Origin of the sequence: Kitasatospora nipponensis (assembly GCF_039528135.1) — a bacterium.
In the GTDB taxonomy this organism is placed as follows: domain Bacteria; phylum Actinomycetota; class Actinomycetes; order Streptomycetales; family Streptomycetaceae; genus Kitasatospora; species Kitasatospora nipponensis.
On sequence record NZ_BAAALF010000019.1, the window covers coordinates 55,636 to 67,721 of the forward strand.

10 protein-coding genes and 3 pseudogenes are annotated in these 12,086 nt (G+C 71.7%); 7 read left to right on the plus strand and 6 right to left on the minus strand.

Annotated features, from left to right (window positions below):
* Positions 1-16 precede the first annotated feature (16 nt).
* Positions 17-937, plus strand: a pseudogene (locus ABD323_RS08710) (transposase); the annotation flags it as partial.
* Between the two features lie 164 nt (positions 938-1,101).
* Here ABD323_RS08710 and ABD323_RS08715 read toward each other — a convergent pair.
* The 4 genes and pseudogenes from ABD323_RS08715 to ABD323_RS08730 all read right to left on the minus strand — a co-directional run.
* A pseudogene (locus tag ABD323_RS08715) lies at positions 1,102-2,379 on the minus strand (IS701 family transposase); the annotation flags it as partial.
* A 21-nt stretch (positions 2,380-2,400) separates the two neighbouring features.
* Positions 2,401-3,267: a HEAT repeat domain-containing protein gene (locus ABD323_RS45935; protein WP_425555913.1), complete on the minus strand. Its 867-nt coding sequence runs from the start codon at positions 3,265-3,267 to the stop codon at positions 2,401-2,403.
* A 76-nt stretch (positions 3,268-3,343) separates the two neighbouring features.
* Entirely contained in the window at positions 3,344-3,742 is a 399-nt protein-coding gene (locus ABD323_RS08725) for a hypothetical protein (RefSeq protein ID WP_344440664.1), read from the minus strand.
* A gap of 84 nt (positions 3,743-3,826) precedes the next feature.
* Positions 3,827-4,546, minus strand: coding sequence for a DUF7674 family protein (locus ABD323_RS08730; RefSeq protein ID WP_344440665.1), 720 nt, complete (start codon positions 4,544-4,546; stop codon positions 3,827-3,829).
* Between the two features lie 206 nt (positions 4,547-4,752).
* On the opposite strand from ABD323_RS08730, the gene ABD323_RS08735 reads away from it, so the two are divergent.
* The 3 genes from ABD323_RS08735 to ABD323_RS08745 all read left to right on the plus strand — a co-directional run bounded on the left by ABD323_RS08735 (position 4,753) and on the right by ABD323_RS08745 (position 8,486).
* Positions 4,753-5,604, plus strand: coding sequence for an acyl-CoA thioester hydrolase/BAAT C-terminal domain-containing protein (locus ABD323_RS08735; protein ID WP_344440666.1), 852 nt, complete (start codon positions 4,753-4,755; stop codon positions 5,602-5,604).
* A 667-nt stretch (positions 5,605-6,271) separates the two neighbouring features.
* Positions 6,272-6,940 carry a hypothetical protein gene (locus ABD323_RS08740; RefSeq protein WP_344440667.1) on the plus strand — a complete coding sequence of 223 codons (669 nt, stop codon included), beginning with the start codon at positions 6,272-6,274 and terminating at the stop codon, positions 6,938-6,940.
* Between the two features lie 850 nt (positions 6,941-7,790).
* Complete coding sequence (locus tag ABD323_RS08745) at positions 7,791-8,486, plus strand: hypothetical protein (protein WP_344440668.1); 696 nt, start codon at positions 7,791-7,793, stop codon at positions 8,484-8,486.
* Positions 8,487-8,561: 75 nt separating this feature from the next.
* Here the strand turns inward: ABD323_RS08745 and ABD323_RS08750 are convergent, their stop codons facing one another.
* On the minus strand, positions 8,562-9,077 hold the full coding sequence (locus ABD323_RS08750; protein ID WP_344440669.1) for a hypothetical protein: 516 nt from the start codon (positions 9,075-9,077) through the stop codon (positions 8,562-8,564).
* A gap of 209 nt (positions 9,078-9,286) precedes the next feature.
* On the opposite strand from ABD323_RS08750, the gene ABD323_RS08755 reads away from it, so the two are divergent.
* Positions 9,287-9,658 carry a hypothetical protein gene (locus tag ABD323_RS08755; RefSeq protein WP_344440670.1) on the plus strand — a complete coding sequence of 124 codons (372 nt, stop codon included), beginning with the start codon at positions 9,287-9,289 and terminating at the stop codon, positions 9,656-9,658.
* Positions 9,658-10,125 (plus strand): ArsR/SmtB family transcription factor, encoded by a 468-nt coding sequence (locus ABD323_RS08760; protein WP_344440671.1) that lies wholly within the window; start codon positions 9,658-9,660, stop codon positions 10,123-10,125. The genes ABD323_RS08755 and ABD323_RS08760 overlap by 1 nt, the downstream gene beginning before the upstream one ends.
* 103 nt (positions 10,126-10,228) lie before the next feature.
* Here ABD323_RS08760 and ABD323_RS08765 read toward each other — a convergent pair whose 3' ends face one another.
* Complete coding sequence (locus ABD323_RS08765; protein ID WP_344440672.1) at positions 10,229-10,921, minus strand: hypothetical protein; 693 nt, start codon at positions 10,919-10,921, stop codon at positions 10,229-10,231.
* A gap of 318 nt (positions 10,922-11,239) precedes the next feature.
* Between ABD323_RS08765 and ABD323_RS08770 the strand changes: the two are divergent.
* Positions 11,240-12,086: pseudogene (locus tag ABD323_RS08770) on the plus strand (hypothetical protein); the annotation flags it as partial.

The following is a 12,086-nucleotide window of genomic DNA, read 5'->3' on the forward strand; positions in this document are numbered from 1 at the left end:
CGCCCCCAAATCAGGTGCTGCTGCTGCCGCCATGGTGAAGCTGGGCCGGGTCGCCCTGGACGGCACCAAGCTGGAGGCGGCCGCCTCCAAGCACAAGGCGATGAGCTACGCCCGGCTGGTCGACAAGGAGGAACGCGTCGAGGCGGAGATGGCAGAACTCGAAGCCGCCGCGGCCGCGCTGCTGACCGACGCCGAGAACATCGACGCCGCCGAGGACAAGGCGTTCGGCGCGAACGGCAAGGACACCGACCTGCCCGCCGAGCTGGACCGGCGGGAGAAGCGCCTGGCCCGGCTGCAGGCCGCCCGCGCGCAGATCGAGGCCGAGGCCGCCGCCAAGGCGCGCAAACACGCCGAGGACAAGGAACGCCGACGCCAGGACCGCGCCGGCACCGACGCCCCCGAGATGGTGGCCGCCGGAGACCAGGCCGCCGCCACGGCCCGCCCGAAGGACAAGGCCCAGGCCAACTTCACCGACCCGCAGTCGCGGATCATGAAGAACGGCGACGGCGCCTACATCCAGGCCTACAATGCCCAAGCCGTCGTCGATGACGCCCACCAGATCATCACCGCCGCCGACGTCACGACGAACCCCTCGGACGCGCTGAACCACACCGGCATGCTCGACCAGTCCGCCGCCAACACCGGCATCCACCCCCAGCAGGCCCTGGCCGACGCAGGGTACTGCTCCGAGGCGAACCTTCAGGCCGCAGCTTCGCGCCAGGCCGAGCACGGCACCGACACCTTCATGGCCACCGGCCGTCTGGCCCACGACGAGCAGGTCCCGTCCGCCCCGCGCGGACGCATCCCGGCGAACGCGACACCCCGGGAACGCATGGCCCGCAAGCTGCGCACCAAACCCGGCCGCGCCGCCTACGCCCAGCGCAAAGCCATCGTCGAACCCGTATTCGGCCAGATCATGACCTGCCAGAACGGCCGCGAACGCAAACCGGGCACCACAACGGGCTCCGCCCATCGCGAACACCCGGCAGCTTGCCCCGTTACCGACCCACGCTCCTAGTAGGGCTTGGTCAGGTCCGTATTGGTGTGGGTATGTCGCGGTGGCAGGTGGGGCATGTGCCGGCCCAGGTGGCGAGGATGCTCTGTAGCTCGCGGACGACCTGGTAGAGGCTCAGGCCGCTGCCGTTTCTTTGGGGCCCGGGCCAGCCTCCGCAGGGTGCAGAAGGCGTGGGCGAGGGCGACGAGGGTGACGTGGTGGTGCCAGCCTGTGAAGGTGCGGCCCTCGAAGTGGGCGAGTCCCAGGGCCTGCTTCATCTCGCGGTAGTCGTGCTCGATGCGCCAGCGGAGCTTGGCCAGGCGGACGAGGGTGGTCAGCGGGGTGTCGGCGGGCAGGTCGGAGAGCCAGAACCGCACCGGCTCGGGCTCCTTGGCGGGCCACTCGGCCAGCAGCCAGCACTCGGGCAGCTCCACGCCCTCGGTGGCGTCGCGGATCTCGCGGCCCGCGGGGCGGATCCGCAGTGCGACGAACCGTGAGTACATCCGCTTGAAGCCCGAACGGCTATTGCCCGGGCGGGAGCCCTCACGCCAGGACACCGGCCTGGCCGCCTTGCGCCCGGCCTCCATGACCAGTGCCTTCACGCTCTTCGCCGGATCGCGATAGCGGGCGACCGGCGGTCGGCCGGTTCCGCTGTAGGGCGGGGTGAACGGGCTGGCGGGGCCGGGCTGGGCGGTGAGGGTGGTGGAGATGCCCACGACGTAGTTCAGGCCGCGTTCGTTCAGGCCCAGGCGGAAGGCGGCCGCGTCGCCGTAGCCGGCATCCGCGACGGCCAATGGGACGTGCACGCCCCAGGAACGGGTCTCATCGACCATGTCCAGGGCGAGTTGCCACTTCTCCACGTGCCCGAGGTAGGCGGGGATCTGGCAGCGCTCCCGGCGGGCGACCTTGGCCGGTTCGGCCTTGTCGGAGGCCGGGTCCCAGGACTTGGGCAGGAACAGCCGCCAGTCGACAGCGGTCGAGGCGTGGTCGGTGGCCAGATGCAGTGAGACGCCCACCTGGCAGTTGGTGACCTTGCCCGCGGTGCCGGTGTACTGCCTGGACACACACGCCGAGGCGTCGCCGTCCTTCAGGAAACCGGTGTCGTCGATGATCAGCGCCGTCGGCTTCAACTCGGCGTGCATCCGCCACGCCAGCCGGGCCCGCACATGCGCCGGATCCCACGGGCTGGTCGTCACGAAGTGCGCCAGCGCCTGCCGGTTGCCGTCCTCACCGAGCCGGGCGGCCATCGGCTCCACCGACTTACGACCGCCGTCCATCAGCAACCCACGCACATAGACCCGACCCCAGCGACGCTGGTCGTTACGCGTGAACGCCTCGAACAGCGCCGCCGTGAACTCCTCCAGGTCCTCCCGGACCTCAGCCATCTCACCAGGTGTCACACACCCTCAACGACCCAAGTAACCCAAGGACACGCCACCATTGCACGGACCTGACCAAGCCCTACTAGGGGCCTGTTCCATAAGTGGATCAAGGTCTGTCATGATCCACTCGTGGGGCGTGGAGATCTGACGAGCGAGCAATGGCCCAGCTTGGAGCCGCTGCTGCCGGTGGGCAAGAAGCCGGGGCGGCCACCGGTCTGGTCCAAGCGACAGCTGATCAACGGCATCCGATGGCGGACGCGGACCGGCGCGCCCCGGCGCGACGTTCCTGCCCGGTACGGCGAGTGGGAGACCGTTTACGGTCTCTTCCGGCGTTGGCAGCGCGGCGGCATCTGGAGCCGGATCCTCACCCAGTTGCAGGTCAAGGCCGACGCGAGAGGCCTGATCACCTGGGACGTGAGCGTGGACTCCACCGAGCAATAGTGCAGAGCTGTGGGTGAGGCCCTCCGACTCGACGGCGGTGATCTCGGCTGCTGCGAGCCGAGCCTCCTCGCGCACCTCTGGGTCGGGGTGATGGAGGAGGGGCTCGATCAGCGGCCGGGCCTGCGGGTCGTGCGTGGCCCCGAGGATGTAGAGCGTGTGGACGAGAAGTTGGCGTTCCATCGTCGGCATGGCAGCCGCCAGCGGTTCGACGAGGGTCAGAGGCAAGCCGTAGTGGTCGAACGCCTCGCTGATCGAGTTCAGGGCGGACTCGCGCACCTTGGTCACCGATTCGTTGACGGCCACGCTGACCAGACGTCCGACGACCAGGCGAGCGGAGTCCGCGTCGAGTGCGGCGCCGCGCAGGAGGTCCCCGAGGACGTCGGCGGCGACGTCCCGACGGTCCGGATCGCGGTCGGTCAGCGCTTCAAGTGCCTTGAGCATGTCGTTCATGCTGCCACCTCGGACCGCTCGACCAGGAGGCCGTTTTCGAAGTGCGCGCCGGCGCGGACCAGCGGCACCAGGGTTGTTACGGGAAGACGGGAGTCCCGTCCTCGCCGATCCACGGTTCCTGCCTCGGCTGCCGGCCGACGGCTTGCCAGACAGCGTGTGCCGCAGCGAACTTCACATCACCAGGGCCCGTGTCTACCGGCGAAGTGACGATCTCGACGACGGATACGCGTACCCCACGGGCCTCTTCAGGCAGCTGCATGAGCGCATACCAAGCGCCTTCCAGCGCCTCTACCTCGATCTGTTGATCGTCGGTGCGGCTGGTGCCTGCGAGGTGGCCGTAGGACTCATCGCGCCACCTGAACAGGTTCAGGCCCAGCAGCACCTCCGGCTCGGCGGCCGCGGCTCCGCGAACGGTGACCTGGGCAAACCGCGCCCATCGACTCGTCTGACGGATCAGCCTGTGCTTTCCTTCCACACGTCACATTCTCCCGCAGACGCGTGAAGTACCCGGATCCGGCCAGTGATCCACTTCTGAAACACGCTCCAGTGCAGGCCCGCGTCAGTCCTGCGAGGGTGCGGACGGTGTCTGGGCCCGGGCGGATCGGGACAGCGCCGGGGGCCAGATTTTGATGAAGGCCGCCATCTCGGGATCCCAGGGGCCGACCTGGTGGACGAATGACGTGGCGACCAGGCTCCGGGTGTCGGGGTCATCAGAGCTCAGGGCTCGTTCGAGGAAAGCCAGGCAGCGCTCGACGAGTTCGGTCTGCCCCTGCCGCCAGGCGTCGATCACGAAGGGGGTCGCATCGATCGCGAAGAAGACGTGCTGCAGGATCCCGCTCTGGTTGTAGAGGTGGCAGTCGAGGTCTTCGCGCAGTTCGGGTACGGCGGCGGCGAGCGCGGGCACCACGGTGCTGTAGGAGAGGTCTTCGGCTGTGGGAGAAGGACCGATCGGCACGGGCGGCGCCGCGAGGTAGAGCTCGCAGGCGCAGTCGAGGGCCTCCTCGGGCGTGCCCGCCCATGATCCTGAGGGCAGGATGCTCTCCTCGTAGCGGTCGCCCGAGGAGGTGCAGAGCGCGAAGCTCCACAGCTGCGGATCGGCCGTACCGCGGAGTCGGCACAGCTTGAGTACGTCTTCGTCGTCGGCCAGATGCGCTTCGAGGTAGGCGAATTCACCACGTATACGGACGGCGAGCTCCACGATTTGGGGCCAGCGGGTCGCGGCGTGCCGGGTCAGCTGCCGGGTGAGGGCGGCTCTGGCCAGTTCTGTCGTCGTCGCCATGGCACCCATCTTGCCGTGGTGGCGGCGAGTTCGGGCAGCGGAAGGCGTGTCGCTCACGCCCCGAGCCCGCGCAGCGGAATCCTCCGCAGGTCGGTCCACCGTTTTGCCCAGTTCCCGGGGCGGGGCGGTATGGCGTTGATCAGACCTGCCCGCCCGCGGTGTCGATAGTCTTCCTTCGTGTGAGTCCTGTGTTGAGAGGAGAGGCCTTGATCGTCGTCGAACATGAGCTGGCGGCCCCCTGGGAGGCGGTCCTGATGGAGCCGTCCACGGGCGGCGGCACGGGGGTTGTCGTGCTGGCCGGGTCGAGCGGTCGGGTGGACCGCCAACGGGCGAGGCTCCTCGCCGAGCAGGGCTTCCTCGCTCTGGCCCTGCGCTGGTTCGGCGGACCGGGGCAGCCGGCGGGGATCTGTGAGATACCGCTGGAGACGTTCGTCGCGGCTGTCGATCTGCTGCGGTCGCACGGAGCCGAGCGCGTCGGCCTGTTCGGCTATTCCAAGGGCGCCGAGGCCGCGCTGCTGACGGCGGTTCACGACCCGCGCGTGGATGCGGTGGTCGCCATTTCGCCGTCGTCGTTGGTCTGGTGCAACGTGGGCCCCGGGTTCGACGGTCTTCTGCGTCCCTGTCGGTCCTCCTGGACCTGGCGGGGAGAGCCGCTGCCCTTCGTGCCGATGGACGACTCCTGGGAGCCGGAGCAGGTGGACGGCCCGGTGGCGGTGCGCGGTTCGTACGAACTCAGCGAGCGGACCTTCGCCCGGCAGCTGGAGGCCGCCGCGATCCCGGTGGAGAGGGCTGCCGCCGACGTGCTGTTGGTCGCCGGCGGCGACGATGCGATGTGGCCTTCGCTCCGCTACGCCGAGCAGTTGGCCGCGCGACGTCGCGCAGCGGGCCTTCCCGTCCACCTGGTGGCCCGCGCCGATGCCGGACACCGGCCGCGGTTCCCCGGTGAAGGTCCCGCCGAACCCTCGCCGACGTTTCTGTACGGAGGGACGGCCCGCGCCGACGCCCAACTGGGCAAGGAGGCCTGGGCACCCCTCCTCGGCCTGCTCGGTCCGGGGTAACCGGGAACGACCGGCTCCAGGGCATCCGCGGCGGACAGCCGGCGCCGCTGGAGCTCCGAGAGCCGGCTGTCCCGAGAGCCTGAGCGCGGGCACACGGTCGTGGTGCTGCCGGACCTCCGCCACGGGCGAGGTGTCCCCCCGCGAGTACCAGGCGGCCGTCGCCGGGGCACGGCAGCGGGAGGCCGGCCCAGCGCGCCCCGCAGCCGCTCGCCCTCCCGCCGGCCCCGGTGGAGCGCGCCGTACAGGGCGTCGTGGCCGGGCCGGTGCTCGGGCGCGAGCGCAGGTCCATCCGGGGTCCTCACCGGCTCGTCGGGGGAGAGCACTGCGTCGGTGAGCTCGAACGGCGCGTCACGCCGTCCGATCAGGCAGTCGCAGAAGACCCGATTCCGGGGTGTGGGCCAGCTGCTGCCGGGGGCGAGGAACCTCGAGTGGGCTCTCGCGCGGGCCTCCTGCGCCAGGATGGCGCGCGGTGGCACGGTGGCGACGGGTTCGTAACGGTGCCTTCCTGGTTCTTCGACATCCCCGCCCCTGACCGCCCCGAGCGGTCAGACTGGCCGCGACGGTCAGCCGCACACCTGACAGGGGGACGGCCATGGGTTGGGGTAGCAGCGCCGGGCAGCGTAGACGCAGGCCGCGCGCACGGAAGCAGGTCGAACCGGACCCACGGATGTTGCGGCTCAGCGGGCGGGCGGCCGTTCTTGCCCCGCTGGCGCTGCTGGGCTCGATCCTGCTGGGCAGCAACCCCGACGTCACCCTGGCCGGGGTGCTGTTGGGGCTCGCGGCCACGGCCGCTGTGGTGGCCGCACCGCTGATGCTGGGGCGCCCGCTGCTCGCTCTGGCGGCGTTGGTGATCGGGGCCTACGTGCTGTTCGGGGGCTGCTACGCCGTCAGGGACGAGGTGATCCTGCACTGGGGGGTGCCGGAGACGGCCAAGGTCACCGCGATGCAGAGCTACCAGGACGAGAACGACAACGAACTCTGGCGCTGTGAGGTGCAGCACGACGACGGCCCACCGCTCGCTCACTCCACGCTCTGGTACCCCGACTGCACCGAGTACGACTTCGAGGGGGAGCTCAAGCACCTGACCGTGGACCCGAGCGGTTGGGTCGGACCCCAGAGGGCGGACCGGGACACGTCCGGGGTCGACCTCGAGGGCCAGCTGACCGCGGCCGGAGTCGTCGCGCTCGGGGTGAACATCCTCGTGGCACGCCACAAGGCCCTGCGCTTCGTCGCGACCACCCCGGTCGAGGACGCGGTCGAGGACGCGGTCGAGGACGGGGGCGAGGACACGGTCGAGGACACGGCCGGGGCCGACGCCGACAACTCACCTCGCTGACCAGGACTGGATCACGGTCTGTCAACTGCCCTCGTGTGCGGCCGACCTCGACCCTCAAGGGCTCCGGGCCACTGCTGTGACGTGGCTTCCCGGGCGAACTGGCCCCATCCTGCCCGGCCGCGGGCCGAGGGCCTCCAACGGCCCTGGCAGCGGCCAGCGGAGCCCCGCCGCCTCGCCCCCACCCGGGGGCGGCGGGGGTCTCGCCACATCCGCCCGGCCACCGCCCGCCCAGCGGGACGCGCTGAGCAGCTCAAGGAACATCAAGCCCGACGAGGATGAATTCGAAGCTAAGCAAGCCAGCGGGCGCTGTGCCGGTGGCGTCCGGGCTCGATCTCGATGTCCGGCACCAGTCCCGTTCGAAACAGATGTAGCTGACGTCGTGTCAATTGACGAGCGCGCCGTTCCTCGACGTAGGCGAGAGTTCCCACCGCTCCTCCCCGCGTATCGCTGCGGGCGAAGGAGTACACGGCAAGAGACCGCTGTACCTCCTGTGGCATCGGGCGCCGTCCCTCCAGCGCGGCTGAGCGCAAGCGCTCGGTACTGTAACGGAGCTCGCGCACCCGCACGGCCCGCCACGGGCTCCCGGGGCGCGAGGCGGCCTGCCCAGAGCGGGCAGCGTTGTGGCGAATGTGGTGGGCGCTTCTGGCCATGACCCCACTCGTACCGCGGGGTTCCACCGCGGCGCCATCGGTTTCTTCCTCTGTCACCGCCAGGCCCAGGGACTTGCGGGACCTGTCGATCAGGCTGCCGGCCGGCGGTCAGCGGCCGGGCGACACTTCGAGCGGGCTGGCCTGCGGGACGGACGGGGCCGGGCTGGTTTGCGGGGTGGCGTCTCTGGGAGGGTTGGCGGATGGTTGATCGCGACGACTCCCGTTCCGACGGGCATCAGGTTGATGACTGGTCGGCACAGGCGCTGCGGGCGTTCCTCAGGACGGCGTGGGGCATGGTTGTTGACGAGGACGGTGACGCCGACGGGTACCCGTCGTGGATCGATCCGTCCTGCCGGAGCCGCCGGGAGGGGAGTGGTCCTGTCAGCGCGGGGGCGGGGGCGGGGGCGGGGGCGCTCGGGCGGGTTCTGGCGTGTGGGGTGGATCCGGACGATCTGACCGATGTGGTGCGGGAGATGCAACACGCCCTCCTCTACAACCTCTGTCAGTTGATCGATGATCCGGGGTTGTTGGGCATCGGGCTGGGCGAGGAGCCGTCCGAGCCGGCGGAGTTCCGTTGGGAGCTGATGGCGGTGCGTACCCGAGGGACGGAGGAGGGGGCGCCGGCCGAGCGGGTGTTGGTCCAGGGGCTGCACTCCTCGCTCGACGGCCTCGACCCCAGCGGTCGCGAGGGCGAGTCACGCGGTCGGCCCGTTCCCGCCCGGTTACCGGGCCACCCGCTGCACGCCAGGCTGGCCGTCGCCCACGCACGTGCGGGTGAGCGTGTCCAGGCGATCAACACCTGGCGAACGGCGACCGGTGCGCCCGTGATGGAGGCGAAGGCGGCCATCGATCGGCTGCTCGAGCAGGTGGGACGGGACCCGGAGAGCGTGCGCTGACGCTTCATCGGGTGATCCCGATCCTGCCTGGGGGCCGGGCAGGGCGGTGCTCGGGGCCCGGCTGTTGTCGGAGTGTCAGGCGGCCAGGGCGAGGAGGCGGGTCCTGGCGCTGCGGGCGCGCAGGCGGACGGTGATCAGGCGGGCGAGGGCCTCGCAGAGAGCCATCAGGACGAAGGCGACGACCCAGGCCTGCGAGCCGGTTATCCGGTGGGTGCGGCTGAAGTCGGCGACGGTGGTGCCGAAGCCGGTGTGTTCGGCCGCCAGGACGAAGACGATGCGCGCGCCGATCCCGCCGACCCACAGCGCGGCGGCGGCGAGGCCCGCCTTGGCGTGGACGCCCTCGTCGTGGGTGGCCCAGACGTGGGTGGTGGCGCCGGCGGTGACGCCGAGCAGCGTGCCGAGCGCGGCCAGACCCAGTTCGAGTCCGAGGTCGCCGCCGGCGGTCGGAAAGGAGCGGAGGTAGTAGACGGCGGTGGCGGCGATCAGGACGACGGGGAGGACCAGCCCGGTCAGGTCGAGTCGACCGCCCTTGACCTGACGGACGACCAGCAGGACCAGGACCAACTGCACGCAGTACTCGGTGGTGTTCATGGCGGCAAGTCTCCTGCCCAGCCCCATGACGAGGGATCAGCCCGGGGGTGGGTGCCCGGGTGGAGCTTTCGGCTCCACCCGTGGGTGGAGAGGAGTCCGGGGGGTCGCCCGGCCGGTCGGGGTGCGCACGATACCGCATCGGATACGCAAGTTGCAGAGTTCTGCAATTCGTCCACCGCGTGAGCCCGCGAGTGCCTAGCGTGATGGACATGGCACACACCGACATTGCGTTGAAGGAAGCGATGACCATCGAGGGCGCCCTGGGGGTGGCTCTGGTGGACATCGCCAGCGGCATGGCGCTGGGCATGCTCGGCGGCGGCAAGGAGCTCGACCTCGCGCTGGCCGCCGCGGGGAACACGGATCTGGTGCGCGCGAAACTACGGGCCATGGAGATGCTGGGCCTGGGCGGCAGCATCGAGGACATCCTGGTGACGCTGACGGGGCAGTACCACCTGATCCGCCCGCTGACGTCCCGCACCGGCGCCGGCCTCTTCCTCTACCTGGCGCTGGACCGCAACCGGGCCAACCTGGCGATGGCCCGGCGCCGGCTGCAGGTGGTGGAGAGCGAGCTCGAGCTCTGATGCAGCACCCCCCGCTCTACCAGGTCAAGGCGGAGTTCTTCCGGATGCTCGGCCACCCGGTCCGCATCCGCGTCCTGGAACTGCTCCAGGGCGGCCCGCTGCCGGTCCGCGACCTGCTGGCCGACATCGGCATCGAGGCGTCCAACCTCTCCCAGCAGCTGGCCATCCTGCGCCGCTCGGGCATCGTCGTCTCCACCCGCGAGGGGCCCACCGTGCTCTACGCCCTCGCGGGCGGGGACGTGGCCGACCTCCTGCGGTCGGCCAGACGCATCCTCACCGTCCTGCTGACCGACCGCGAGGGCATCCTGGACCAGCTGCGCCAGGCCGAGACCGGGCAGGAGCCGCTGCCGATCACCTTCCCCACGCTGGCCACCGCCGGGATGTCCCCACCGGTCCTGGAGACGACGCCGCTCCCCGCCGCCCCCGCCGCTCCGGCCGCCCAGGACGGCCCCGACCCGAGCGCATGACGCCGACGCACCGCACCCGGGCGGGTCCGCCTGACCCCGGGTGCGGTGCGTCGTTCCGCGCCGTCCTGCCCTGCTCTGCCCTGCCTGACCAGGGATGCGTGCCTCAGCCGGCCAGGGCCTTGGCGAGCGTCGTGGCCAGGGTCTGTACGGCGACCGTCTCCTGCGGCGCGTTGGTCGCGCCCAGTTCGGAGCGGTCCACGGTGACGGTGACCTCGTAGTAGCGCGAGCCGGCGGTGAAGTCCAGCGCCGGCTCGCTGCCGTCCGAGGTGCGCTTGGTGAGCACGGCGCTGTCCCCGATGCCCTGGACCGGCGTGACGGTCAGGCTGCCGGCGGTGGTGGCACGCGTGTACTGGGTGGCGGTCAGTTCCCGCAGGTCGGCGTTGGATCGCCGGGTGCCCCAGGTGCAGCCCCAGACCGGCGTGCCGTCGTCGGCCGGGTCCTCGTGGGACAGGTTGTACGGCCCGGGGGTGCCGACGGCGGAGGCCACCTGGTCCGACGTCAGCATGCCGCACGCGTCGGCCGGCCGGGCGGCGGGCACGGGCGCCGGCGCGCTGGTCGAGGGAAGGCTCGCGGGCGGCGCGCTCGTCGCAGCCGAAGCGGCAGTGGAGGGCACGCTCGCGGTGGCACTGTCGACGGCGCTCGGCGTGCCGGTGGCGGCCGTGCTCGGGGCGGGGGCGCCGGCGCCCGGGGGGGTGGTGGCGGGCGAGGACGAGCACCCGGCGACGACGACGGCGGCGGCCAGCGCGGCCGTGGCCGATACCCACCACCGTGCTCCTCGTGCGGACGTGACTGGCATCCTCGACTCCTCCATCTGCTCGAACCGACCGGACGGCGGCCGGGGTGCTCCCGAGGCCACCCCGGCGACCCTACTGTCACGAAGCAGGCCTGGTAGGGACTTTGACGACATGTGATCGCCTCGACCAGGCCCGGCCTGATCGCCTCGCCGGAGCGGGGCGCCCCGCCGGGAAACCCGGCAGAGCGGGGGCGTGCCGCTCGGGTCCGGTGCGTCCGTCCGGGGGAACCGTGTCCTGAGCGGGGTCTGTCAGGACCGCCGGGGAGGCGGGCGGCGGTGAGAGTGGGCGGTCCCGTCCCTCCTGACAGGCCGGAGTCCCGCATGCGCCGCCGCCCTGGTGCCCTTCTCGTCGCCGCGGTCCTCGCCGGGCCGGCCGTCCTCACGACGCACGCCCCGCCCGCGATGGCCGAGCACCGGCCGCCGGAGACGGTGCACCACCAGAGCGGGGTGGTCCGGGACGGCGACTGCCCGATCGCCGGGGCCGAGGTGACGCTGTACCGCGCCGGCGAGGGGAGGGCTGAGCAGAGCCGGACGACCGTCCTGGCGCACGGGCGCAGCGACGCCGGGGGGCGGTTCGACCTGAGCTACCGGCTGGCGGCCGATCCGGACGCGGTGCTGTACCTGCTCGCCGACGCACCGGCAGGCGGCAGCGGCAGCGGTGGCGGCGGCCCAGCCCGGGCGCGCGGTGCGGACGGCCCGCCGGCCAGCCGCGGGCCGGTGCGGCTGGCGACGGTGCTGGGCGCACCGGACACCCTGCCGCAGGCGGTGGTCGACGAGCAGACCACCGTGGCGGCCGCCTACGCGCTGGCGCAGTTCACCGAGGGCGGTCTGATCATCGGCAACCGGACCGCAGTCCGCAACGCCGCCGCCGTGTCGCACGACCTGGCCGACGCCGGCGACGGCGAGGTGGCCCGGATGCTGGCGGAGCCGCCGAACGGCGACCGGACCTCGACCTTCGCGGCGTTCAACACGCTGGCCGACCTGCTGGCCGGTTGCGTCGCGGGGCAGACCTGCGACGAACTGCTGCGGGCGGCGGCCCCGCCCGGCCGCCCCCCCGCCGCCCCCTGGGGGGGCGGCGGAGGCGCCCCAGCGGGCGGGCGCCTTCCGGCCCGCCCTGCCGCGGCTGGCCGCCGGTGCCGCCGCCGGATAGCCGCGGGCGGTATCGGCG

Excerpts from the sequence above, each read along its gene's own strand:
- ABD323_RS45935 (WP_425555913.1), bottom strand. The coding sequence starts at position 3,267 with ATGAACGACATGCTCAAGGCACTTGAAGCGCTGACCGACCGCGATCCG.
- ABD323_RS08730 (WP_344440665.1), bottom strand. The coding sequence starts at position 4,546 with ATGGCGACGACGACAGAACTGGCCAGAGCCGCCCTCACCCGGCAGCTG.
- ABD323_RS08740 (WP_344440667.1), top strand. The coding sequence starts at position 6,272 with ATGTTGCGGCTCAGCGGGCGGGCGGCCGTTCTTGCCCCGCTGGCGCTG.
- ABD323_RS08745 (WP_344440668.1), top strand. The coding sequence starts at position 7,791 with ATGGTTGATCGCGACGACTCCCGTTCCGACGGGCATCAGGTTGATGAC.
- ABD323_RS08750 (WP_344440669.1), bottom strand. The coding sequence starts at position 9,077 with ATGAACACCACCGAGTACTGCGTGCAGTTGGTCCTGGTCCTGCTGGTC.
- ABD323_RS08755 (WP_344440670.1), top strand. The coding sequence starts at position 9,287 with ATGGCACACACCGACATTGCGTTGAAGGAAGCGATGACCATCGAGGGC.
- ABD323_RS08760 (WP_344440671.1), top strand. The coding sequence starts at position 9,658 with ATGCAGCACCCCCCGCTCTACCAGGTCAAGGCGGAGTTCTTCCGGATG.
- ABD323_RS08765 (WP_344440672.1), bottom strand. The coding sequence starts at position 10,921 with ATGCCAGTCACGTCCGCACGAGGAGCACGGTGGTGGGTATCGGCCACG.